This is a genomic window from Micromonospora sp. WMMA1947, from assembly GCF_027497355.1.
Classification (GTDB): domain Bacteria; phylum Actinomycetota; class Actinomycetes; order Mycobacteriales; family Micromonosporaceae; genus Micromonospora.
This window is the reverse complement of the sequence record NZ_CP114909.1, coordinates 5,839,375-5,863,536: the sequence shown is the minus strand read 5'-3', so window position 1 is coordinate 5,863,536 and position 24,162 is coordinate 5,839,375. Positions and strand designations below refer to the sequence as shown.

Here is a 24,162-nt window from a genome sequence, read left to right as displayed (position 1 = left end):
CCCGAGACACTTCAGCACATGGATGCCGCGCTTCCACTCCTCGGAGCCACCAACGCCTGGATCACTCCGCCTGTGGCCATCTCCGTTACCGCGCTGATCTTCACGCTCGCATCGTTTTGGTGGATGCAGGTTCGCCGCGGTCGTCTGCGCGTGGAGACGGGGCATGTGTTCAGCGGCGCCATCACCAGTAACAAGATCGTGCTCGACATACCGTTGGTCTTCCATAACCCTGCCCCCGCCTGCCTCGTGGTCGCCGACATCAAGCTGCGCCTGAGCGGCGGCGCCGGCGGCGAGAACTCCGCGGACCACAAGGCGCTGCCCAAACGCATGCTCTGGATCGCCTTCCACGGGTCTGTCTACCCCGAATCGGACAAGCATCGGCAGTACGCCATGCCGTTTGCCGTCGAGGGCCGCAAGTCGGTTGAGCGGGTGATCGAGTTCCAGTGGGACACTCCCGAGACCCAGCTGAGGGACGGTCCCTACAGCGCCAGCGTGGAGGTGCTGGTCCTGCCGCAACGCTGGGGGCGGCGACGATGGCGCACCACGTGCACCTTCCCGTTGCGGACAGACCTGTGGTCCGGAAACCGGAACGCGCTGATACCTCGAACCAACGACCCCGAGTTCTACGAGGCCATTCAGGACGTCACCGGCTAGATCAAGCCGGGTCTCGGCCGCCGAACGGCAGGTCACCGGAACTGCGAGCGGGCGTCGAGGCTGGAAAGCTTCTATCTTCAGGTCTAGGTGCGACCAAGTCGCCGCGGGCGTACCGGTGTACGTAGAGACTCTTGGGCGTCTGGGGTGGAAGGATCGCCAACGTGAGACTGCTTCCCGGGGTCACCCTCGACCGTGCTGACGAGGTGCTGCGCACCGCCAAGAACGATTGGGTCAACGCCCAGGGCGGGACCTACGGCTGCTTCCACGCCTACATCGGCGCCGTAGAGAAGACCTACAACCAGCTGCGCACGTGCTTCGCCGAGCCCGACCTTGCAGGTGCCGTCCGCGGCGACGCCTACTGGCACCTGCTGACTCTCGGCCCGGTGCCCGCGCCGCCGGCTCCGGCCGAGGTCATCCGAGCGAGCAACGAGGCGTACGGGCGGGTCATCAGCGACGTGATCCGAGAGCTCGATCTGGCACGCGCCGAACTCGATGCCTTGACGAAGCTCGCCGCCCGGCCGGGCCTGCCGCTGATCCTCGATACGAACGTCTTCCACACCTGGCAGCGGCCTGATCAGATCGACTGGCCCAGCGTGCTGCGCGGCTGGAAGGAGACAGAGAGGACGGCGCGCCTCGTCGTGCCCCTGCGGGTCGTCGACGAGCTCGACCGGCAGAAGTACGGCAACGGGTTCCTCGCCGAGAGCGCCACCAAAGCCGTGCGTTTTCTACAGCAGACCCTCGCCGGCCGCCCAGGAGAGTCCGCGTCGATTCGCGCCAACCATACGGCTACGCTCGAGGTGTGGACCCAGACTGAGGACCGCGGCCCGGACGCCGACCTGGCGATCCTGCGCTGCGCGACGGACCTCGACGTCCTCTGCGCGGGCGGCGCTCGCGTCGTCACCGGCGACCTCGGCATGCAGTTGCGCGCCGAGCACATGGACATGCAGGTCCGCGCGCTGCCGGACGACTACCGGAAGAAGAAGGACGAGAGCTGACGCCCTCAGCGAGGGCTGGGCCGCGGGTTGGCCGGTGAGTTCGCGGTAGGCGGCGAGCGCGGCGGCGGTGTGCTCGGCCAGCTCACCAGCGGCGTTCGCGGCAAGGCCGGTCGTGGGGATGCCGCGTTGCTGGCCGGCGTGCTGGATGTGGCCGGGCTCGGGCCAAGGCTTCCTGTTCGTCGACGAAGGCGTGGACCCGGTGAGCCAGCTGCCACAGATGTCTGCTGCTGCCGGATGTCTTCGTCGAGCTGCGCGAGGTCCTGCTCGACGGCGGTCGCAGCAAGATATGGCCATTGCTTATCGATCTGCGACCGGGCGCGGTCGCAGATCGGCAATTGGGGCGGGCCGCGCCCCGCGCGTCGCCCTGGCCGGCGCCGGTAGCCGCTGGCGCTGACGTCGCCGGCAACGCCTGGGACGCACAGTGGCGACGATGGACAGCGATCAGCCCGCCCCGCCTCGAAAGGTGCGGCACCGCGCGCACAACCGACCGGCTCGCACGCACGCCGTGTTGCTCAGGCTGTCCGACGACGAGAAGGCCGCGATCGACGCGGCGGCGGCCGCTGCGCAACTGACCCCAACCGGCTACGCCGCCAAGGCCGCCGTCGCCGCCGCGTCCGCTCGGCAGGCGCCCGGTGGTGTGACCGGTGACCTGCGCGATCTGCAGCACGAGTTGTTCGCCGCTCGCCGCGCCGTGGCGATGTTCGGCAACAACGTCAACCAGGCAGCTGCGGCGTTCAACGCCACCGGCCGGCTGCCCGATTGGGCCGCTGAGGCCGTCCGGCTGTGTGCGGCAGCGATGGCCCGGCTCGACGAGGTGATCTTCCTGATCGACCGGAGGATGCGGTGATCACGCGGGTGCACCGGCGGGGGTCGCGGGTCGGCGGGCTGCTGCGCTACCTGTGGGGCCCGGGCAAGGCGGAGGAACACGTCAACCCGCGTTTGGTGGCTGCCTGGGACGGCGCGGGTCCGCTGACGTACCTGGAGCCGAAGGTCACCGCCAGCGGTAAGCGGGACTTCCGTGCGCTGACTGCGTTGCTGGAGCAGCCAGTCCGCGCGGGCGACCGGCCGCCGAACAAGTTCGTCTGGCACGCCAGCATGCGGCTCGCGCCCGAGGACCGGCGCCGCACCTTCAGCGACTCGACCTGGGCGAGCATGGCGGAGCAAATGCTCACTGAGGTCGGCGTCGCCACCAGCGCCATCGATCCAGGCCTGCGGTGGATTGTCATGCGGCACGCCGATGACCACGTGCACATCGTCGCCACGCTGGTGCGTGAGGACGGGCGGACCAACTGGATGCGCAACGACTACCCGCGCTGCGTCACGGCCACCGACAACGTCGCCCACCGCTACAACCTGCGCCGCCGGGTCCCGCCGGCTGACCGCACCGCTCACCGCCGCCCCCACCCGGTCGAGGTCAGCAAGGCCCGTCGCGTGGGCCGCGCCCAGACGCCCCGCGACGAGCTGCGCTGGCGCGTACGCACGGCCGTGGCCGCGGCTGGCTCGGAGGAGGAGTTCTTCGCCCGGCTACGCGAGGCAGGAGTGCTGGTCCGGCTCCGGCGTAGCAGCACCGATGCCCGGCAGATCACCGGCTACGCGGTGGCTCTTCCCGGCGCACGCACCGCCGGTGGGCAGCCGGTGTACTTCGGCGGGGGCCGGTTGGCGCCCGACATGTCGCTGCCCAGGTTGCGGCTGCGGTGGGGCATTCCGACACTACCGCCGGCGGCGGCGCCGACGGTGAGCCGGAGCGAGCGCGTCGAGGCGCTGCGCCAGGCCGCCAAGGCTGCCGCCGCAGCCGCCGCCGACATCCGCCGTGCCGCCCGTACCGAACCGGCGCGGGCGCAGGCCACGGCGGTCGCCGCAGCCGACCTGCTCACCAGCCTGGCCTACGCGATGGAGGGTCACCGACGCGGGCCATTGCACCGGGCCGTCGAGGTTTTCGACCGCGCAGCCCGCGATCTTTACGGGCGGATCCGTCGGTCCACCAACCGCTCGCAGGAGATGCGCGCCATGTCGCGACTGGTAGCGCTCATGGGTCGCATCTCCGGCGACGACGACGCGATCGCCGCGCTCGCGCTGGTGCTGGACCTGGCCCGGCTCGCCGACACCCTCGAGCAGCTGCGGCGTGCCCAGCAGCGCCTGCACCAAGCCGAGGCGGCTCGTGCTGCAGCCGACGCGCTGCGAGTGGTAGCGGGTGGCCGACAACCGGCGGTAACGCTGCCGCTAACTCCCACACCAATACCCGACCCGACAGTGGGAGGCGGCCGGCGTGCTGGGCGCGGCCGCTGAGCAGGCAAGGGAGGTGCACGTGTCGCATTCGCAGCAACACGAGGACCCGATGACCGAAACCCGCCAGCAGTTCCTGCAAGGGCTGGCGACGATGGCGACCATCGGCGAGGCCGGTGCCCGGTGGGCCGCCGTCGGTATCCAGAACAAGGCCGCCGAGCGGGAACGCCAGGCCCAAGGTGACCAGGCGACCGCGGCGGCTCGACGGGAAGCCGACCGGCTGGCAGCCAAGGTACGCGCGGACCGTGACCGGATGGCGGCGTCGCTGGACGGTGACTGGCTCGTCAACAAGGCCACCTTCGCCGAGGCCGCCGCCACTTGGCGAACCGCGACGGTCCACGCCAGCAGCGACCCACTAGCCCGGCGGGCAGCAGACTTCGCCGAGCAACGACTACGTCAGTTTCGCCCGGACCTGATGGCCGCCTACGAACGCCATCGACAGGTCGGCACGCCGATTCCTGAGGCCATGCGTGCCGCCGCCCGGGAGGTGTGGGAGCGCGATGCCCGGGCCGGCCACCGCCACCACCGCGCTCGCGCTCACGGCGGCACACCCGACCGGGCGGGGATTAGCCAGGACGGGCCAGCTGCGCTGCCACCGGGTGGCCGTGCGCTGGTCGACGACTTCGACGCCGCTGTCCGCCAAGAGGCTATGAAACTGGCCGAGCACGTACGGCCCGAAGCTCTCGACGAGCTACAGCGCCAGTGGCGTGCCAGCGGCAAACTCCCCGCGGGCGAACCCGTGCAGCTCCTTCGTGACCTCGCGGCAGAGATGAACCAGGCGATCCTGGCCGGCACCGCTGGCGGACGCTCGGTCGAAGGGATCCGACTCGCGCAGAGTCACGTGGAGGTGGCCTTGGCCCGTGATCTGCAAGGCAGAGCTGCTGCTGAGCGAGGTGAGGGAGTTCGGGAGGGCGGGGCGTTGGACGATCCTCGTACCGTGGCCGACGAGCACGCAGTCGGGCAGGCGGCGAGCGTAGTGCACGACGACGGTGCTGATTACACCGACGCCACCGCGGCCGCCATCCACCACGCTGACAAGCTCGCGACGCCCGCGTGGGTGCAGGCCTTCCCGAAGCTTCGCGTAGCGCAGGTCGACGCGGCGCTCGCCGCCAAGCAACCCGTGACAGCGACCGCAGTGCCGATGCGCGGACGATCGCGATGACCGCCACCACGTCCCAGCAGGCCCGCAACGACGCGGCTACCCACCTCGATGAGCTCGCTGCAGAGGTGGCGAGACTAACGGCGCAGGTCGTCGACCTCCAGCAGGCCCAAGCCGAACGCGGCCACGCTGGTGATGGGGGTGATCAGCCGCCGCTGTACTCGACGGTCGAGGAGTGGGTGACCACGTATCTGCTGCCGACCTTCCCACGCCCGGTCGGTGAAATCGGCATGACTCGCTGGCACTGGTGCGAGCAATGGTGGCGCCACGACGAAGCGGTCACCCGGCTGACAGCCCTGTGGTACGGCTGGGAGCAGGCCCGCCTGCAGATCACCGGCATGCTGCCCTGGCTGAGAGAACTAGACCACCAGCTGCCCATCCTGTACGGCGAAGACGGCCCGTTCCGTGACTGTTCCGCAGGCACTGATCTCGGAGTGCACCGACACTCTTCCTCCCCGGAGATGCCGGCTCAGCCTGCGCCTGAGCATTGGTGGAGGTGGTGGGATTGACACAGCTCGGGCGCGGAGCCAAGCAGGTCCAAGGCGTGACTCCTGACCTCGCCGCCGAGCAAACCACCGGCGGCAGCTATGGAGTGTCAGCTCCATCGTGACCGCGGAGCTGGTCTGTGCGGGTCAGGTAGGGACCCAGGCCGAGCGCCCTCAGATCGATGTTGACCCGGTCCATTGGAGGCGACTCGCCGCGCAACGCGGCCTCGTAATCACGGATGGCTGAACCGATTCCCGGAATGAGTTCCTCAGGCGGCTCTACACCGTGATAGTTAAACACGGCCGGTACAACTTCGCCGATCCGTTCCCGCCACGCCTGGTCGACACAGAACTCGATGCCCCTCTTGTGCCGCAGCGCCATGCATCGCGAAGCGGCGGGGCAGGCGTTGATGGGCTGTTGCCAGTCCAGCGGCCCATAGCAGGCGACATGGGTGTCGAACGACAGCTGCATCAGTACGTGTTCCATGATTGCGGCAAGCTGGCGGAGTACTACCCTGCTTTCCAAGCGCTCAACGTCTGTTGGCGTATCATTCTCGTGTCGAATGGAGAACCACTGATAGCCATTCGGTGTCTCCAGCGCGCAGACTGGCGGAATGAGCTCCGGTTCCAGAAGGAGCGGCCAGGTCAGCGCGCGGTCAGCATCCGCGAGAACTACGCCAAGATTATACAGGCTGTTCTCAATCAGGTTCACTTCTGTGAGGACGTCTGGCAGTAGCGGCGCATGGTCCGGTGGCAGGGTGCTGGAGAGATTGTCGAGGAACCGCTTGTGCTCGGAGAGGCTGAGGCGGCCCACATGCATAGTCTCTTCAAATAGGCGTGTCAGCGCTGGCAGTCCAATGCCGCGCAGATATGCATCACAATTTGCGAGGTTCAGTGCCCGGCTCCAGAAGCGTTCGTAGTCGCGAAACAGCTGCCACGTGAGCCTGCCGACAGTAACGTCGCGGCGGCTCAACTCGGCGCTCATCGCCGCGAACGACTCGGGGAGCCGGGCTGTGTTGGGCATAACTCGGTCGTCGTAGCACGAGGCGAGGAATAGAAACGGCATCAGCGCTATGCGCTCCTCGTTTCGTACGTCGTCTAGATCGCGTCCGGTGGCATCGGCGAGAACCCACAACGGCCACGTGTAGACGAATGCGTCAACGGAGCGTGGGATGTCCTGCTGGAATTGGTGCGTTATCGCTGCGGCGCACCAGGCCATTGCCTCGTATACGGCGTGTAGGCCGAGTGGTAATGAAATGACGTAGTCAGGCTTGGCTAGCCGCACCTCAAGGATTCCAGCACGGGTCAGATGCGCTTCCACGACTTGAGTGTCGGCCCTTGTGTAGGCTGAGTACCAGTCCGGCGGCCACGCTTCCCAGATCGCGTTGAAGCTGCTGAGCTGTTCGAAGAACGGATCAAGCGCGAAGTGTTTGCCGTTGCGGGGCTGGCGCAACAAATCCTTGAGCCTGGTAAAGCAGTTGCGGCGGTACTGGGACAAGAAGAACCCGGTCGGAAGGGCGCTGTACTGGAAGTAGTGAGCCCATTCATGCCGGTAGATGTTATTTGTAGTGACTGGGCCACCGGTGCCGTCGGGTAGCGCCTCTGCTGTCAGCCGAATCACCTGGTCCGCGCTGCGAGTATCGGCCAGCACCTTGAACAGCGACGCGTTCGGCATCATGACCGCTTGGAACCGCCCACGAAGAGCTGTTGGTCAGCCATGCGCCCTTCGAGCACCGGCAGTTGCCGACCTTGCGTGTCTGACAGTACGGCCTGCACCACCTGCGCATAGGCGACGCCGAGCGGTACCGCGTCCGGTGCGCCGCTGGGTCTTTGGTCTAACGCGCGGAGCAGATGGTGCGTGAAGATTCCGTGGCCCAGGTTGTCAGACTCTAAAGCCTGCTGATGCTGGCCGCATGCCATGAGAATCGCGACGCCGTCGCCGATGTCCTGTCGACCACCGCCCGGCAGTGACACTGCAACGTTGAGCTGAGCATTTGTTAGGGCTTGCCTGCGGCGAAAGATCGGGCCGTCGATGCCGCGCGAGCGGACTCCGTTGGCGAACCCGATGCCGCCGCCAGCGTGGCAGCAGTCGAAGATTAGCGTGACATTGCCGGCACCAATCCGTGCCCGTGCAATTGGCAGCTCATGGGTCAGAGAAATCCCGGTCGAATACAAACGATCAATATCCGCGTCGGACGGTAACAGGTAAGCCTCCGGTGCGGCCATAGGGTTGCCATCTAACCTCATTTCGCGGGCGCCATGACCGGCGAAGAACGCCATCACGTTATCGTCGGGCCCTGCCTCGGCCAGCCAGCCGCCCAGCGACTCCCGGACGTTCGCAGTGGTGGCGTCGTCCTCGACCAGGAGGCGGGACCGAACTGAACTGCCTTCTCGGCCCCGGATGGCGGCGTCGTGGAACGCGGTGGCGTCGGCGACCGCCCAGTTAAGGTTCGGGATGTCGGCCGATCGGTAGGCGTTTACCCCGACTGCGAGAATGAAGGATCTACCCATGCTCCCCACCTCTCGGTCCAGAAGTCGTCGTATATGGCGATAGCGGCGGCGATACCCTCGTCGTTGGTGCCGAGGTATAGCAGCGGCCTGGCGTTCCCGCGGTCAGCCCGGATCTTTTGCATGCGTTGCATAATGCGACCTGCGAGTTCCACAGCTTCCTGGTCGCGCATTTGCTGGGCGCGCACAAGGAGGATCTCGATCAGGTGAAACCTGTTCGCCGCCAACTCATACCTAGCGGCAAACTGCTGCGCCAATTCCGCCGGCTCTAAGAACAACGACCAGACGAATCCGGGGTCAGCCAGCCCGACTTGCTCCCACGCCAGGTAGCCCAACAGGCAATCGAATCCCGGGCGGCCACCAACTCGCTCGACTGCAACATTCCGGACGGTCCGAATCGCGGCTAGTCGCCCGTACGGTATCCCGGCCCCGTCATCTCCCGACTCTTGGCGCACTTTCGCCACCAATCACCGCCCGACCTGCACCGTTGCATCTGCGGTCCTGCTCCTATGCCGGGGACGAAGCCTATCACTCGACCGTCGGGATAGGACGGGTCGATGCGTTGGCCGTCCGTCGTTGGGTGCCTGCGTTAGGGCCTACCCAGCTCGGGACCGGCGTTGATAGGCGGATCGAGGCTGTGTACTACGGCTTCGAGGTGCGCGAGCGCAGCAATCGCGACAGTGTCGACGCCTACGCTGGCGTGCGCGACGATGTGCCGGGCCACTCGGATCGCCTCGTCCGGATCTGTCGCCTCATACAAGAGCGGCGTCAGAAGGCGCACCGCTGTGCACCTGCCGTCGATGTCCTCCAGCAGGCGGGGATGCCGTTCGACGAGCCGGGCAAGGCGGGGGTCGACCACCGCGTCGAGCATGGGCCGCGTCTGTCGCTGCAGGGTCGCCCGCAGCTGAGCCATGCCGTTGGGTTGTCGCACCAGGTCTGCCGGGTCGGCTCCGGCGCTGAACTCCGCTGCCAGCAGCGGGCCGGGAAAGCGCGGATACCGGAGCAACTGAAACGCCCGAGCAACCGCTGCGCGGCCCGCAGGGTCCGCATCGAAGGCCCCAACCAAGCCTTGGGCCGCGCCCGGAAGCTGCCGGAGGATCGCGGCCTGGGTGTCAGTGAGCGCGGTGCCACACGGCGCGAGAGCGACCGCTCCGGTCCGGCTCGATCGGGAGTAGGACAGCCACACCGCGAGGACATCGGCAGGCCCCTCGACCAGGACCGGGGTCCATCGGCCGGCGATGCGCTCCTGCTGCTCCGCAACACCGAACAGCAGCTGTCCCTTGTAATAGAGCGCCGTCTCAGGGCTGTTGATGTACTTCGGCACGGCCTCGCTGGCGCCGGGGCCGGAGCGGCCGAGGAACGCCACGGCGTGCCCGGCCGGGGCACGCACCGGGAACATGACCCGGTCCCGGAACACGTCGATGAGTCGGTCTGGGTCACTTCGAGTGCGGGTCGACAAGCCTGCGCCGACCAACTCCTCCGCAGTGAAGCCGGTATCGCGCAGATGGCGCGACAGCGAACTCCAACCCGGTGGGGCATACCCGACCCGCCACGGCCACTCCCGTTGCACGAGAACACCGAGGCCGCGTTCGGCGAGATAGGCGCGTGGGCCGTCGGCGTGTTCGAGCCGGGCACGGTAGTACGTCCCCGCGGCCTCGACGGCCGCGATCAGCCGCCGAGGGTGGAGCCCGATGCTGCGTATCGAGGGTGTCGGGGGAGTGAGTCGAGGTGCACCCATGGGCTACCTCCGATATCCACGCTAGCTTTAGGCGGCCGGACCTCGCCAGGAGCGTTGCACCATGCGAACGCGACGTGCGGCGCGGGTGCGCTGCGCCTGGCGGGTCATCTCAGTGGTGGAGGCGGCGGCGGCAACTGTCAGCCGCTCGGCGCTCGGCTCGTCGTACCAGGGCAGCAGGTTGAGCATGGCCACCTTGACGCCGGTGGCGAACAGCAGCGCCGAGCCTTTCGGCAGTGCCCGGATCTGCGCCGGGTCGAGGATCCGCTGGCGGCGCACAGAAGTTTGGTACGACGTGTGCCCTTGTCCGTCGCGCGTACGGGAGGCGACGGTGACGTCGTGCTCGCCGACGAGCCGGGACAGGTCTTCGGCGAACCGCGCGTCGTCGATGCCCGCGCCGACCAGCTTGACCGTGGCTGCCGACCACAGCGCGTCCATGCCCTGCTCGCCCCAGACTCTGGTGCCCTGGCGGTAGGACTGGAGGATGGTCAGCGGGATGATGCCGCGGCTGCCGAAGTGGCTGTACAGCTCCGGTAGGTCCCTGATTTTGCAGATGTTCGCGGCTTCGTCGAGGCAGGCGACCAGCGGCGGGTCGAGCCGGCCGCCGTGCGCTTCGGCGACGGTGACCGCAGCGCGCAGCACTTGGTCGGTCAGGCCGGCGACGAGCGGTGCAGCCGCACCCGCACCGTCCTTGGACAGCAGGTAAAGCGTATCGGCGGTTTCAACAAACGCCTCGACGTCCAATGCGGGCAGCGGCCGGTCGGGTGGGGTGACCCAGGCCATGATGGTCGGGTTGGCCAGGCAAGCTGCGGCGGTGCGGGCGGTCTCGTAGAGCCCTTCGCGGGTTTCCGGGGCGCCGGCCTGGCGGCCGGACATGGCACGGGCGGAGGCCCTGAAGCCGTGGCTCTTGAGGATTGTGGCCGGCTCGCGGGATGCGGAGTTCGACAGCCACGCCTGGACCGAGGTCAGCGTGCGGCCCTCGATCGCGGCGGCGAGGATCAGCGAGGTGAGGAGGTCCAGCGCGCCTTGGATCCAGAAGTCGTCGCTGCTGTGGGAGTTGCGGACCTGCTGGACGAAGTGGTTGGCCAGCCGGTGGGCGTCCTCGACATCCTCGACGGCTGCGAGGGGGTTCCACCACCAGCCCTGCGGGACGTGGGCGATGGACTGCGGGTCGAACACCCACACGGTGCCATGCTCAGCCCGGGCAGCCGCCGTAGTGGCCCACAGGTCGGGCTTGTTGCTAGTGGCGAGCGCCGCCCCCGGCGCATTGAGGATTGACCGTACGGCCAGCGCGGTCGTCTTCCCGGCGCGGGGTGCCATCACCGCCAGGATGACGTCCTCCCACGAGGAGTAGAGGCGTGGGCCCGAGCCGCGCCGCCGCCGGTGCGCGCCGAGCACGACCCCGGCCGCTTCGGCCGCGATCTCCTTCACCGACACGTCGGCCAGGCCGGGCCGAAGGCGGCGGGCCTTGGCGGCAACCGCCGGCAACGTCATCTCCCGTACCTGGGTCGGTCCGGCCAGCGACGGCAGTGGATCATCGGCGTCGGGTTTGCGCTCCTGCCACCACACCGCCGCGAGAGTGACCAGGCCGACCAGCACCAGCAGTAGCACCGCGTAGACGAGCCCCACGGCGGTGGGGGAGACCCCGGGCCACAGCGCGGCCCAGTCGGTATGCAGCAGGTGTTCGAGGTACGCGGACCCGAAACCGGGACCAGTGGCGGGACGCCCGGTCACGGCAGCGGCGACTTGTCCGGCGAGCCAGGACAGCCACATCAGGGCGATGATCGCCCACACCAGCCCGAGCAGCAGGAATGGGGTGAGGGGCCCGCCAGTGGTGCCGCGCGGCTCGACCGGTCGGGTGCTCATGGCTGGGCCTGCCGGATCGCCGAGTCGGTGTCGTAGAGCTCCCATTCCTCGCCGACCAGGGTCAGCGACACCGGCAATCCGTTGCGTTCACCGGTCTTGATCAGGTATTTGCCCCGGCCGGGATGTACGGAGCCGGCGAACCAGGCTTCTGGCGCGGCCCAGGACGCCACCAGCTCCCGCTCGGGTCCCGACAATTTGATCACCTCGTTGACCCGGTTCAGCTCCCGAGGCGGCAGCCCGGCGAGGATCTTGATCGCCGATCGTTCGATGAAGCCCTGCGCCTTGGCCCGGTCCTCGGGCGTGGGCAGGGCGTCGAGGTCGGCGAGGGAGTGGGTGACCATCACGCTGGCCATGCCGCGCTGCCGGTTGAGCCGGGTGAGCGCGTCGGCGTGTTCGACCAGCCCTGATGCGCCGCGCAGGGCCCGCCACAGCTCGTCCATCACGCCGAGGTACTGCCGGCGTGGTGCCAGGCCCTGGTCGGCCAGCACGGATGCGGCGTCGACCATGCCGAAGCCGTACGCCCAGGTGCACAGCATGGCGGCGGCCACGAGCTGGTCGCCGGCGGCCGCGACTTGGGAGACGTCGACACTCACGGCCGGGGCGTCCAGGTCCAGGGGCTTGGTGGTCGGGCCGTCGAACACCCCGCGCAGGCTGCCCTCGCACAGCAGCGCCAGGGTGGGCACGAGCTGGTCGACGCGGCGGCGGTACTCGCCGTCGGTGCGCGCCCGGGCCGCGGTGAGCAGCTCGTCGGCGCCGGCTTCGACCAGGCTGAGCACGTCGGGCACCGTCGGGTCGCGGTCAAGACGCTCGGCGAGTACGTCGATCGCCCGCCCGAGGATGATCTCCTCGGTGTTGTTCAGCGCCTGTCCGCGTACCAGGGCGCACAGCGCCAGTAGGAGGGACATGCGCCGGCCGCGGATCTCCAGCCGCAGCTGCCGAACCTCGGCGGCGCCCATTCGGGCGAGCGCGGTGCCGAGTGGGCCGGAGTCCAGGGGGTTGAGCCGGTCCAGGCCGCGTCCGACCCGGATAACCTGTCCGCCGAGGTGTTCGACGAGCCGGGTGTAGTCGGGCTTGGTGTCCCCGAGGATCAGCGCGCTGGTGCCGAACCCGGTCATGCCGGTGATCAGCCGTTTGACCACGGTGGACTTGCCGACGCCGGGTTGGCCGAGGACGAACACACCGGGGTTGGTGATCAGGCCTTCGCGGAGCCATTCGAGGGGGTCGAGGCAGACGACCTCACCCCACAGCATGTGCCGTCCGATGGGCACCCCGATAGTGGGTGCCCCGGACCCGGCGACGAAGGGGAACAGCCCACAGAGCTGGACGGTGGTGCCCTGGTACTCCATCCCGGGGGAGATGTGGCTGGCGCGGCCGGTGCCGGGTGTCCGTACACCCCATGCCGGCGCCGGCCCGGCCGCGTCTACGACGGTGCTCTTCATCGGTTCCTCCTGATCGTGGTGTCAGCGGGGCCAGTGGTGGGCCAGCTGCGGCGGGCACACGCCGCAGGGCAGGGTGGTGGCGAAGCCGGCGGCCTGGCTGGCGCGTAGCTGCCGTAGCCGGATCTTGGCCACGTCGGCGCGGGACTCCACGTCGGCGACGGCCCGGCCCAAGTCCTCGGCGGAGACCACGGTGGTCGTGACGAACAGCGACATCAGACCCACTCCGGACCCGGTCGCCTCTTCCCGCGCGGTCTGCAGGGCTCGTTCCCGGTCGGCGTGGTCACGTGCGGACTCGTCGCGCTTCTGCGCCCGGTTGTACGCCGCCCGGAACGCCGCGGCGTTGACCTCACTCTCGACGATCCGCGCGGCTTCCCCGGCGGGGAAGGGCCGGTAGAGCAGCGACACCCGCTTCGGGTACGGACCCGGGGCGAGCAGCCGGGCGAGGACGTCGGCGTGTACGTGCTGCCGCGGCGCCTCGTGCCACGCCCACGACACCGACGTGCCGGAGTCGTGCACGTACCGGTCGAGGTGCTCGTCGGCCATCACTGGCCCGGCGGTCTCCCAGTCCACCCACCGACTCAGGTCCAGCCCGGGGGCCGCGGCCAGCCGGGCAATATCGCCCCGGCCGGCCGGGTCGAACGCCGTACGGACGATGGCCGAGATGTTGTCCGCGCTGGCCCGGCCGAGGACGGTCAGGCCGCAGCTGCCCAGCGAGTCCTGCAGGCCTGGAAGGGTTCGGCTGATCTCCTCCAGGGCCTCGTCGAGGTTCTTGGGCTTGCTGGGGGAGGCGCCGGGCTTGAACGTCACCGACACCCGGGTCTCCACGTCGGCGGCGGCCGCCGGAGACACCTCCACCAACCGTCGCAGCACCCGCCGGGCCGAGGCCGGCCCGTGAGGGACGATCCGGCGGCTGACGTGGTCAGCCAGCCGTGAACCGGGGTCTGGCGCGGTGTCCACGGTGACGGCGATGTGGCCGACGATCGGCAGGTAGCCCAGGTTCGCCAGCCAGCCGCCCCAGTTGGCCACCCACGCCGTGCTGGCGTCGGGATCGGCCAGCCAGGTTGAGGTGGCCGCGCAGCGCAGCGTCACCGTCATGGTTCCCAGCCGCTGGTTGTAGACCACCCCGTAGCCGTCGCCGCTCTCGTCGGTGACGGTCAGCAGGGTGGTGGGTGCGAGCACGCCCGGTAGCTGCCAGGCGTGCTCGCCGGCCACCATCACCCCTGAGCGGTACGAGGTGTAGCCGCGGCTGGTGCCGATCAGCCACCGCACCCGCTGGGCGATCCCGGCCGACAGCGGCACCCCGTCCCACCGCAGCACGAGCAGAACCACGAGCAGCACACACGGTCCGGCGGCGGCGACCAGCGCCTGCAGCCCCAAGGATCCGGAGACGATCAGCGCGGTGATCGCCGAAAGCACGGCGAAGGTCTGCATTGGTCCGAGACCGAACAGGCCTATGCCCCGCGCCCGTCGCCAGCCTCCGTAGGTGCGTACCTGCGCCTGATCGCTGCTCACGTCGGTGAGCTCCCTTCCCGCATCGCGGAGCCGGCGGCGTTCGCGCCTGCCTTCGCGGCCGTGACCCCGGCCTGAGCGACCAGTGCGGCGCCGATGACGACCGGTGCCACCGGCCCGGTCGCCGCTCCTGCCGCCCCGGCCGCGGCTGTGCCGCTGCCCGCCGCCGCGCTACCACCGGTGGATGCGGCAGCGCCGGTACCGGCCGGCACAGTGGTCGCGGGCGTTACCGGACCGGGCGGGCCGCCACTGGCCGCGTTACCGTTCACCACCTTCGGCGTGCTACCGGTCGCACCTCCGCCGGGTCCGCCCGTAGGCGAGGGCGCCGAGGTGGCCGGCATGGCCCCGGTCGGACCGTTACCGCCCCCTTCGCCGCTACCGGGTCCCCGCGAGTCGAGGTAGCGGGCGTGGTCGCCGGCGCTGTGACCGCCGATCGCTCCGCGCACCGACGACGCGGCGTGCAGGCCCGCGGCTGCGCCGGCGCCGGCCATGCCGAGGCCGCCGCCCCCGGACGTGACGCCGCCGGTGAAGGTGGTGAAGAACTTCATCAGCGCGGGCAGGGCGATCACCGACAGGGCGAGCATGCCGAGGCCCATCAGCCAGTCGCGCCCGTTGCCGCGCATCATCACGAACGAGGTGGCGTACACCGACACCGCTGCCGGCTTGTACAGGGCGAGCGCCAGCGACCAACCGAGAGTCTTGTGCAGCCACTGAGTGGTGCCTCGGGTGACGGACCCCGCCGCTGCGAGTTGCAGGAGCCCGGCGAGGATGACCACCGAGCCCTCGCGGAAGACCATCAGGATGGTCTGCGCCACGGCGGCGAGGATGACCACAACACCAACCAGGATCATCACGAACGGGGCCACCGCCGCACCAGGAAGCAGCAGCCCGCCGAGCGCCGCGCTCATCGCCTCGTTGGGTGGCTTGTCGGAGTCCTTGAAGATCGCCTCGTCGAGCAGCCACATCGAGTAACTGTCCCCGGCCTTGAGGACCAGGTGGGTGCCGGCGACACCGATGCTGCCCCAGAGGGCGGTGTTCCACACGCCGCGTACGGCCTGCAGAAGCGGCTCGCCCTTGCGGCTGATGACGATGGTGATGCCCTGCCAAACCAGGCCACCGACCAGGACCAGGATCGTGATCGGCAACATGAACCCGCGCAACTGCTGCGCCGGACCGGCAGCGTCGTTGCACTGGACCACCCAGTCAGCGGCCCACTGACCCGGATCCGAGCCGCTGGTCGGGCACAGGCTGTTCGACGGGACGAGCGTCCAGCTGGTGAGCAGAGCAGCGACCCACTGGATCGCCTCCCGGACCGCACCGGCCAGGCCATCGAGGATCATGTCGACCATCGAGTCGCGGACAGCTCCTGGGGCGTTGACTCCGTCGACGATGACGCCGGTGCACGTGACGGGAACGAACGGATTACACAACGGCACGAGAATCACCCGCCTGCGGTGAAGGGGAGGAACGTGGCGACGTCGGAGTCCGACGCGGCGGTCACGGCCTGGTCGAAGGTCCCGCCGGCGGGTGCCAGCAGCGCCCAGTCCGACCCGGTCCAGCGCACGCTCACCTCGGTGCTCACCATCAGAGAGCTGCCGGAGGCGTCCGGCGCTTCAGTCAGCAGCCGCACGATCACCTCGTCGTCGGTGTAGCTGAGGATCCGATAGCCCCGCAGATTGGCGTACAGGCGCCCGATGGGCTGGCCATCCTTGATGCCTGCCTGCCTGGCTGCGTAGCTCGTCGTACGCCTGCGCGACCTGGACCCGCATTGCGGCCGCATCGGGCCCGACTACCTGTCTGAGGAGCGTGGACTCGAAGACGGCCGGACCGACCTGCGGATTGACGCGCACGATAATGTGCGCCGCGGCGAGTACCGCGCCAGCGCTGTCGTGCGCGAACCCGCGGGCCTGCCCCCCGATTGTGAGGCGAGGACCGGACTGGCCGGAGACCGGCACTGAAACGCCCGCCACGTCGGCCCAACCCAGGTCACTCGGCAGGTCCGCCCGCCCACCGGCGGCCGCACCGATGTCGGGGCGATTCGGTGCCGGATCCGCCGGCAAGGTGACAGACCGGCTGGGGTCAGTGCTGGCCACTACCGCGACCGTCACGGCACCGGCCGCCGCCGCGGCGGCCAGACCAACGGCGATGAGCCTGCGGCGCGTGGTGCGGCGGGCACGAGTGATGACGTCATAGGTCATGGCAATCAGCCCGGCAGAACCGCGCCGACCACGACGGCCGCGACCGCCCCACACGTCAGCCCGGCCAACACCCAGGGAATGCCGGCGGCGCCGTCGGCGGCGAACGCCGAGCGGTTACGACGACCGACGGCCATCATGATTCCGCAGACCAGCAGTCCGCCGACGCCGGCGACGATGAGGATCCACTTCATCCAGCCGATGAACAGGTTCCCGGTCGCCTCCAAGCCGGGCGGGGCCGCCGGCGGGGGAGTGGGAGCAGCCAACACTTTCGCCGCGGAATCGATCTGCCCGTCCAGCAGGGCAGCGGCGGTGGTCAGGTAGTGAGCAAGCACAGCAGGTCTCCTGAAGGTCAGGACGCCCCAGTCGGGCATCTGCCATGGACCCTGACCAGGCGGGGCTGACGCTAGCGTTGGCGCTGGTGTAGTCGCCCCTGCTACCGCCGTTACCAGCGGCGGCCGGCAGCGGTAACGGCCCCGGCGACCCACCAACGTCATCGCCATGGACGCGCGAATTCGAGTAGCAGCGGCGGTGACACTGACGTTAGCCGTTACCGGCTGCGCTGCTGGCGCACAGCCGACGTCGGTCAAGCCGAGCACCAGCAGGCCCCCGGCCAGCCCCGGGCCGCTCGGCGTGGCCGCTCCAGTGCCGCCGCCGACACAGCCCGGCTTCTCGTACGCCGATGCCGGGCAGGTGTGCCGAAGGTTCGTTATGTCCCTCTACAGCGCCGACACCCGCCGCGACGCGGGCCCGGGCGATGCCTACCAGCGGGCCATGCGCTTCGCCAGCAGCACGCTGGCCGGACAGAGCGCCGCCGCCGACCGCGACGGCCGCTGGGCGACCTGGGCTGGTCACCGCGTCCACCTCGACACTGTCGTGGAGCCCTTCGCCGACCTACTGCAGCCGGGTGACAGCGCGATCACCGCGCGGCGCACGATCCGGGTGACCGCGACCGCCGTGGGCGAGGACGGCTGGCGTGGCTGGACCGAGCACAGCGTCATCGACTGCGCCCTGCGCCGAGGCGGCCCGGACGGTCCCGGCTGGCGGGTCAGCGGCTACGAGATCCGCCAGGCAGGCCTGCGATGAGCCGCCGGTGGCTGATCCTCGCCGGCGGGCTCGCAACCGTTCTCCTGGCACCGCTGGCTTTGGTCGTATTCGTCGCCCTGTCGGTACTCGGGGCGAGCCCTGCCACGGCCTGCACCATCGGCCCGCCCAGCACCTCGCCCGGCGCGACAGCCGCGCCACGGGACTGGCCGACCCGAGGCTCCTGGACCTCAGAGCAGGTCGGCAACGCCGCCACCATCGTCGCCGTCGGCGCCGAGATGCACGTGCCGCGCTACGGCTGGGAAATTGCCGTCGCCACCGCGATGCAGGAGTCCACCCTGCGCAATCTCGGCCACCTCGGCGCGGACAACGACCATGACTCACTCGGCCTGTTCCAGCAGCGACCCAGCCAGGGCTGGGGCACCCCCGAACAGATCCTTGACCCCCAATACGCCGCCCGAAAGTTCTACGAGCACCTGGTCGAGGTCGACGGCTGGCAGACCATGCCGCTCACCCAGGCCGCGCAGGCCGTGCAGCGTTCAGCCTTCCCCGACGCGTACGCGAAGTGGCAGCCAGAGGCTGAGCAGCTGGTTGCGATGATCAGCGACGGGCTGGACATCGTCTGTACCAGCGACGGCGGCGACGGGCTACCACCGCTGGACGACGCGGGCCTCCCAGAAGGCTTCGTCTTGCCAACGGACCCGCAACTTCGGACCGTGGTCTCCTTCGCGCTTGCTCAGCGAGGCAAGCCCTACGTCTGGGGCGCCGAAGGACCCGACAGCTACGACTGCTCCGGGCTGATGATGGCCGCCTGGGCCAAAGGCGGCGTGCAGATCCCCCGGGTCACTGCAGACCAGGTGCACACCGGCGTCGCCGTCCCCTCGCTGGTAGCGATGCAGCCCGGTGACCTGATCTTCATCCCAGGCTCCGACGGCACGATGTCCCGACCCCGCCATGTCGGCATGTACATCGGCATGGACCGCGGCGGGCGGCAGTACCTTGTCCAGGCACCCAAGACCGGCGACGTCGTGAAGGTCGTTGCGGTCAGCAACTGGAGCCGGCGGGTCGCTGCCATCCGCAGGCCGCTGCAGCGGTAAGTCAGGTCGGGCCTTTAGGCATCCTGCGTGCGCAGCAGCCCTCTGATTCAACTACAACCTCAGTTAGCCGAAAGTAGTGCGTCGGCTAAGCGTCGCTGTGGGTCGTAGTATGCGGCGGGGGTCATGCCTGGCTCGGAGGGTGCCATGCAGCGGAGCAGGTGCTCGAGGTTCAGAGAAGTCGATTCTTCTTCACCGTCGTAGCGCAGTTGGAGCACCTCAACTGGTTGGTGGTGTACGGCTGAAGCGTGTTCTTGCCGCAGTTCGGACACTTGTGACCCTTTGCCACAGTATGCCCCCTTCTCTGGGTGTGCTCCCGCCCCCAGACGCGGGCAGTCGATGCTCCATGATCGCCAGGTGTTTCGATTGCGTCAATAGAGTAGCTCTGACCTGCGGTTTTAGAATCAATGATTGAAGGGGGCCGGAGGCGGGGAGTTTGATATGGGACAGATTGCCCTTTATGGCCTAGCGGGGCTCCTCGCCGAGTCGGGCTCGTCTCGCCCGCAAATTGCTTGCGAGGTTGTCGGTCGAAGCGATCTGGCTCATGGCTTCAGCGGGTCATCCGTACCCGTAAGGCCCATCTTCTTGTCGGTGCGGTGCGAGAAGATGGGGGAGGCAAGGGCTGGATCAACGTGAATGGAGCGGAGATGGCGAGTGGGCTGACGCCTCACATCTTTGCTGCCCACGAAGCGTCCGAGGTCGCCCACCTCGTTGCCGATCATGACCCTGAGACGCCACGCACGGTCGCCCTCTTACCCGAGGACGAGGCGGCGGCCGATGCGGGCGTCATCGCGCTGGTCGAGCGCCTACACAGCCTGCCGAAGTCGATCCGGTCCGCCCTAAAGCGGGCGGGCGACAGCGCCGCCTACCTCAGCGATGACCGCCTTCAAGGGCTGGCTGAGCTCATTCAGAACGCGGACGACCTCGGCGCAACCGAAGCCACTATCGCGGTCGACAGCCCCAGATCACGGCTGCTGTTCTCGCACAACGGTGCCGCGCTCACCCTGCATGACGTCTGGGCTTTGGCCATCCCGTGGCTCAGCCTCAAGGCGTCCGACGATGAGAAGCTCGGCCGCTTCGGCATCGGACTCAAAACGCTGCACGCGCTGTCAGACGTCCTCGAGGTCTACCAAGGCCACTTCCGCGTGCGCTTCACCTCCCACACGATCCGGCCGCTGGGTGAGCACATCGGCTGGCCGCGGCCCAACAGCTCGTTGACGACGTTCGTCATCCCCTTCTCTCCTGGCGATGTCAGCAGCGACGACGCCGCGAAGTGGCTCAAGCAATGGGATGATGCAGGTCTGCTCTTCCTCCGCAACCTTTCGACGGTTCGGCTGGTCGACGAGTCCCGGCGCGAGATCGTCCGACTGCAGCTCGCGTACGGACCCGAGGACGTACTGGAGCTCTCCGGTGGCCACACCTCTCGGCGCCGAGTTACAGCCGCAGACGGCCGGCAGTGGCTGGTCTACAACCGCAACGCCGCTTCACCCGACGGGGCGGAGCGGTTCGGAAAGGCACAGGGGGCTCGTACACCGCTGGCCTTCGCGTTCGCCCTGTTCGAGGGCGACACCGGGCATATCCATGTCGGCTTGCCAGTTCGCGAGGTTGGTCTGCCGTTCCGGCTGCTTGCGCAGTTCGATCCCCAGCCGTCTCGCCGCGACATCGCCTCAGACGGCGACTGGAATCTGAAACTCATACCGCTGCTCAGCGATCTCTGGCGCGACGCGGCGCTCGACGTCTTCCAACTGGCGCCAGCACAGGGCTGGGCAATTATTCCGACGAAGGCGGAGTTCGAGGCAGATGGGCGAACCACCGGTCCACTCCGCGCCGGCTTTGAAGAGCACCTAATTCACCGGGCGCGGATCGAGTTCGCCGCAGCCCTGACCCTCGACGACGCCGGAACCACGTACCCGCTACGCGACCTCGCCTACGAGGCAGCCGAACTCACTGCGGTCCTCTCCCCCGAAGACGTCCGCTTGGTCTCGGAGCAGCCAGGCATCCTAGCTGAGACGGCCAGGTCGGACGACGACCGGTGGCGCGAGGTGCTCGATGACCTCAGCGGAGTGGGAGCCGCGACGCCGACCCTGGTGAGCGTGGAAGATGCCAGCGCCCTGCTGGATGACGGCCAGCGCTCGCCGCAGTTCGTCGCCAACCTACTGGCGGTCGTGGTCGAAGCGGGTCTCGGCGCGGCCCTCGACTCACGAGCTTGCCTGGTGCTCGACAACGGCGACCGGGTACCGCCGTCGAGCCGCACGGGCCTGGCGGTCCTGCTCCCGGCAGATCTCGACACGGTGTGGGACTTGCTGGAGGTCGGGACGCGACTGCATCCGGCGTTCACGGGTCAGCCACGCTGGGCTGTGATCCGCGACTGGCTCCAGGAGAGGAAGTGGCTGCGGTCGTCGGCGACGAGTGCGGACGCGCTGCTCGTCCTGGCCGGCGCTGGCAAGGCGGGAACAACGTTGGAACGTCCCCTGACCGATGCGCAGGTCGACGGGCTTCGTCGGGCACTCGAAGCGATCCCAGAGGCCGAGCGCCCAGCGCTCGGCGCTGGCGTTGGCCGGGCGGTCAAGGTCGATGCTGTCGTGCACGACGCGAATGGTCAGCGGCAAGGTGTCCATGCCCGTCCGTGCGATGCCTACTTTATCGAGCGCGAGGCCAATTCGTGGTTCGTGGCTGCCGGGAAGACGCCGGGTCTGATCTGGATCGACCGACGCTACTCGGACAAGATCCGGACCGACGGCGGCCGTGACGGCATCGGCGCCCAGCGCTTGTTCCGCCTGCTTGGTGCCGAGGTAGCGCCACGCATCAAGAGCCACCCGGCCAACCAATGGCGGTATTCGAACAACAGCCCCGGCGTACCTGCCTCGGCTACCGGATCACCCGCGCGCCGTCGCGAGGCTCTGTGGCAGATGCACGCGACCTACACCCTTGGCGACTGGATCGCGCCGGATCTCGATGCGGTCCTGAAGGGCATTTCAGAGGAGAAGAACCCGGGCCAACGGCGCCGGCGAGCGGGGGCGGTGCTCGGCACCCTCGCGCGGGCCTGGGATCGTCTGAGCAGACATGCGAGCGTTACAGCGGCCACGGCCCACTACGGCTGGGTGCACGCGGGCACGGTCGATGCCTGGTGGATCAGCAGCGCTGCCTCGATCGCGTGGTTGCCGTCCGAGAAGGGCAAGGCGACGGCGCCCGACCAGCTCCGAATCAAGAGCTCGGCGACCATGGCGCTCTATGGCGACGACCCGGACCGGTACCTGAGCCCGGCCCTCGACAACGAGGCCTACCGCGAAGTTCTCGCTCGCATCGGCGTCGCCGGCGACCCGACGGTGACCGAACTGATCCAGAAGCTCGAGGAGATACGCGCCGAGACCAATTCGAAGTCCGAGACGGCTGAGGACCTGGCGGCTCCGCTGTACCAGGCGCTCGCTGCCCAGGTCCGCGGCCAGCGATTGGGCGGGCAGCCGGCAAGCACGGCCCGGAACGCCTTCGGTCGCGGCGACGGCTTGATCGCAACCCGGGCCGGCTGGCGCCGACCGAGCGTGGTGCTTGCTGGTCCTCCAATCTTCGGCGACATGCGCGACTTCGTGCCATCAGTCTCGGGCACTGACGCGCTGTGGGCGCTGCTTGCCATCCAACGACCAACCGGCCGGGACGGGCGCGGCGTACTTGGCGAACTTGCCCGCAAGAAGTCGCTGAAGCCCGATGAGAAGCTGATCATGCTCGAAGCACTTCGATTGCTAATCGGAGCGCCTGAGAGCGAACTGGCCAAGCTTAGGAAGGCGGCTGTCTGGGTCGGTGATCGGTGGGAGCGAAAGCGACCGGTCTACGCGACGCGCAATGCGCTGATCGCTCAGGTGCTCAAGGGTCGAGTGCCGATCTGGAGCCCCGGCGGGTCACTGGCCCAGCTCGATCCGCTGGTTGACGCATACAAGCTGGCACGACTCGACGCTCCCCACGGGCAAGTGCTCGACCCGGACGGTGCGACCTACCAGGCTGAACTCACGCAGGTCTTCTCCCGCGCTGTCGCCAATCTCCGGGCCGACCTTGCGCTGAGCGACCCCAAGGCTGAGCAGAGCCTGCGCGTCTCGTGGGGCGAGCTGGAGGCAGTCAGCATCAAGCAGTGGCCTCGGCTCCGGGTCCGGTTGGTCGAGCCAACCTACGGCCTCGACGAAACCGTCGAGCTTGACACCTGGCTCGACCTATCCGCCGGCGTATTCTACGTCGCTGACGAAGGGGCGATTGGCTCCCCGACTTCGGGTGCCTACGCCATCGCATCCGTCTTCGACGGCGACGCCCGTCGCATCGCTCACGACTGGGTAGCCGCCTGGTCGTTCGCCCTCGAAGGGCACCGCGAGGAGGAGATCACGACGGCGGCGCGCTTGGACGCCGAGCGTAAGAAGGAGCGTGACGAGCGCAGTGAGGAACTCCTGCGGGAGTTGGCCGAGCAGGGCAAGAATCGACGCTCAAAAAGCAAGGGCGCTTCAGACGCCAAGGGCAGCAAGGCGGCAACCGCGACCAAGGCTACCGAGGCCAAGCCGACGACGACCAGACAGTTGGTCGACCCCGACAGCCTGAAGCTGAAGAACGAGGACGGCGAGATCATCGGTGGGGCGCCTGCCGGAGACGGTGCCCCCACTGGCAAAAGGTCGACGACGTCGTCCGGTAAGCCTCGCGACCCCGACGCGTCGAGCCCCAAGAAGCCGTCGGTGGATGGCGGACGAGATCCCAAGAATTACACCGAGAACGAGCGCGAATCTGCCGGGCTAGCGTTGGTACGGCGTGTACTCGGCGGCGACGAGGAACAGATTGTCGACATCCGGCACCAGCGCAACGTCGGCGCTGACGCGATCGACGATCTGAAGAACTTCTTCGAACTCAAGGTCTACGCCGGGCCGATCCCCGAGACCATCTCGCTGACCAGCTCCGAGTTCCGCCGTGCGCAGGAAACCGAGAAGTTCTTTCTCGTCGTGGTCGGAAACGTCGAGCAAGGCGGCAGGGCCCCGGAGGTCCGGATCATCACGGATCCACTCAATCACCTCAGCGTGCTCCCGCAGGGCTCTGTCAACCTGGGAGGCATCCGCGACGCCAAGGCGCTGCGCTTCACGTTCGAGTCATGACGGGCGGGTGATGGAGAACTGAGGACTGCGAACGGCAGCTTTTCGTCGCGGCGTGAACGTGGTCGTATCGGACGTGAGC

General features: G+C 68.4%; 19 protein-coding genes. 9 read left to right on the top strand and 10 right to left on the bottom strand.

Translation table 11 applies throughout. From position 1 onward, the window contains the following. Nucleotides 1-18 precede the first annotated feature (18 nt). From O7604_RS27485 to O7604_RS27460, 6 genes are all read left to right on the top strand, one after another. On the top strand, nucleotides 19-654 hold the full coding sequence (locus tag O7604_RS27485) for a hypothetical protein (protein ID WP_281578281.1): 636 nt from the start codon (nucleotides 19-21) through the stop codon (nucleotides 652-654). Nucleotides 655-815: 161 nt separating this feature from the next. After that, complete coding sequence (locus O7604_RS27480; protein WP_281578280.1) at nucleotides 816-1,649, top strand: PIN domain-containing protein; 834 nt, start codon at nucleotides 816-818, stop codon at nucleotides 1,647-1,649. Between the two features lie 430 nt (nucleotides 1,650-2,079). Then, nucleotides 2,080-2,496 (top strand): hypothetical protein, encoded by a 417-nt coding sequence (locus O7604_RS27475; protein ID WP_281578279.1) that lies wholly within the window; start codon nucleotides 2,080-2,082, stop codon nucleotides 2,494-2,496. Then, nucleotides 2,493-3,935 carry a relaxase gene (locus O7604_RS27470; protein WP_281578278.1) on the top strand — a complete coding sequence of 481 codons (1,443 nt, stop codon included), beginning with the start codon at nucleotides 2,493-2,495 and terminating at the stop codon, nucleotides 3,933-3,935. Before O7604_RS27475 ends, O7604_RS27470 begins: the two co-directional genes overlap by 4 nt. Continuing rightward, a complete protein-coding gene (locus tag O7604_RS27465) occupies nucleotides 3,916-5,094 on the top strand; it encodes a hypothetical protein (RefSeq protein WP_281578277.1) in 1,179 nt (392 codons plus the stop codon). The genes O7604_RS27470 and O7604_RS27465 overlap by 20 nt, the downstream gene beginning before the upstream one ends. Beyond that, on the top strand, nucleotides 5,091-5,600 hold the full coding sequence (locus O7604_RS27460; protein ID WP_281578276.1) for a DUF4913 domain-containing protein: 510 nt from the start codon (nucleotides 5,091-5,093) through the stop codon (nucleotides 5,598-5,600). Before O7604_RS27465 ends, O7604_RS27460 begins: the two co-directional genes overlap by 4 nt. Nucleotides 5,601-5,676: 76 nt before the next feature. On the opposite strand, the gene O7604_RS27455 is transcribed toward O7604_RS27460, so the two are convergent. From O7604_RS27455 to O7604_RS27410, 10 genes are all read right to left on the bottom strand, one after another. Further along, a complete protein-coding gene (locus O7604_RS27455) occupies nucleotides 5,677-7,254 on the bottom strand; it encodes a hypothetical protein (protein ID WP_281578275.1) in 1,578 nt (525 codons plus the stop codon). Further along, nucleotides 7,251-8,087: a caspase family protein gene (locus O7604_RS27450; protein ID WP_281578274.1), complete on the bottom strand. Its 837-nt coding sequence runs from the start codon at nucleotides 8,085-8,087 to the stop codon at nucleotides 7,251-7,253. The genes O7604_RS27455 and O7604_RS27450 overlap by 4 nt, the downstream gene beginning before the upstream one ends. Then, nucleotides 8,054-8,419 carry a hypothetical protein gene (locus O7604_RS27445; protein WP_281578273.1) on the bottom strand — a complete coding sequence of 122 codons (366 nt, stop codon included), beginning with the start codon at nucleotides 8,417-8,419 and terminating at the stop codon, nucleotides 8,054-8,056. The genes O7604_RS27450 and O7604_RS27445 overlap by 34 nt, the downstream gene beginning before the upstream one ends. Nucleotides 8,420-8,673: 254 nt before the next feature. Then, the gene (locus O7604_RS27440; RefSeq protein WP_281578272.1) at nucleotides 8,674-9,822 is read right to left on the bottom strand and encodes a toprim domain-containing protein; all 1,149 of its coding nucleotides are present in this window, start codon (nucleotides 9,820-9,822) and stop codon (nucleotides 8,674-8,676) included. A gap of 27 nt (nucleotides 9,823-9,849) precedes the next feature. Beyond that, nucleotides 9,850-11,685 carry a type IV secretory system conjugative DNA transfer family protein gene (locus tag O7604_RS27435; protein WP_281578271.1) on the bottom strand — a complete coding sequence of 612 codons (1,836 nt, stop codon included), beginning with the start codon at nucleotides 11,683-11,685 and terminating at the stop codon, nucleotides 9,850-9,852. After that, a complete protein-coding gene (locus tag O7604_RS27430) occupies nucleotides 11,682-13,124 on the bottom strand; it encodes a hypothetical protein (protein ID WP_281578270.1) in 1,443 nt (480 codons plus the stop codon). Before O7604_RS27430 ends, O7604_RS27435 begins: the two co-directional genes overlap by 4 nt. 21 nt (nucleotides 13,125-13,145) lie before the next feature. Next, nucleotides 13,146-14,636, bottom strand: coding sequence for an SCO6880 family protein (locus O7604_RS27425; protein WP_281578269.1), 1,491 nt, complete (start codon nucleotides 14,634-14,636; stop codon nucleotides 13,146-13,148). Continuing rightward, complete coding sequence (locus O7604_RS27420) at nucleotides 14,633-15,973, bottom strand: hypothetical protein (protein ID WP_281578268.1); 1,341 nt, start codon at nucleotides 15,971-15,973, stop codon at nucleotides 14,633-14,635. The genes O7604_RS27425 and O7604_RS27420 overlap by 4 nt, the downstream gene beginning before the upstream one ends. Nucleotides 15,974-16,074: 101 nt before the next feature. Then, the gene (locus O7604_RS27415) at nucleotides 16,075-16,413 is read right to left on the bottom strand and encodes a hypothetical protein (RefSeq protein ID WP_281578267.1); all 339 of its coding nucleotides are present in this window, start codon (nucleotides 16,411-16,413) and stop codon (nucleotides 16,075-16,077) included. A gap of 423 nt (nucleotides 16,414-16,836) precedes the next feature. Beyond that, the gene (locus tag O7604_RS27410) at nucleotides 16,837-17,202 is read right to left on the bottom strand and encodes a hypothetical protein (protein ID WP_281578266.1); all 366 of its coding nucleotides are present in this window, start codon (nucleotides 17,200-17,202) and stop codon (nucleotides 16,837-16,839) included. 337 nt (nucleotides 17,203-17,539) lie between these two features. Between O7604_RS27410 and O7604_RS27405 the strand changes: the two genes are divergently transcribed. From O7604_RS27405 to O7604_RS27395, 3 genes are all read left to right on the top strand, one after another. After that, nucleotides 17,540-17,914: a hypothetical protein gene (locus O7604_RS27405; protein WP_281578265.1), complete on the top strand. Its 375-nt coding sequence runs from the start codon at nucleotides 17,540-17,542 to the stop codon at nucleotides 17,912-17,914. Continuing rightward, nucleotides 17,911-18,969: a C40 family peptidase gene (locus tag O7604_RS27400; RefSeq protein ID WP_281578264.1), complete on the top strand. Its 1,059-nt coding sequence runs from the start codon at nucleotides 17,911-17,913 to the stop codon at nucleotides 18,967-18,969. The genes O7604_RS27405 and O7604_RS27400 overlap by 4 nt, the downstream gene beginning before the upstream one ends. A gap of 644 nt (nucleotides 18,970-19,613) precedes the next feature. Next, nucleotides 19,614-24,083 carry a hypothetical protein gene (locus O7604_RS27395; RefSeq protein WP_281578263.1) on the top strand — a complete coding sequence of 1,490 codons (4,470 nt, stop codon included), beginning with the start codon at nucleotides 19,614-19,616 and terminating at the stop codon, nucleotides 24,081-24,083. Nucleotides 24,084-24,162: the final 79 nt, after the last annotated feature.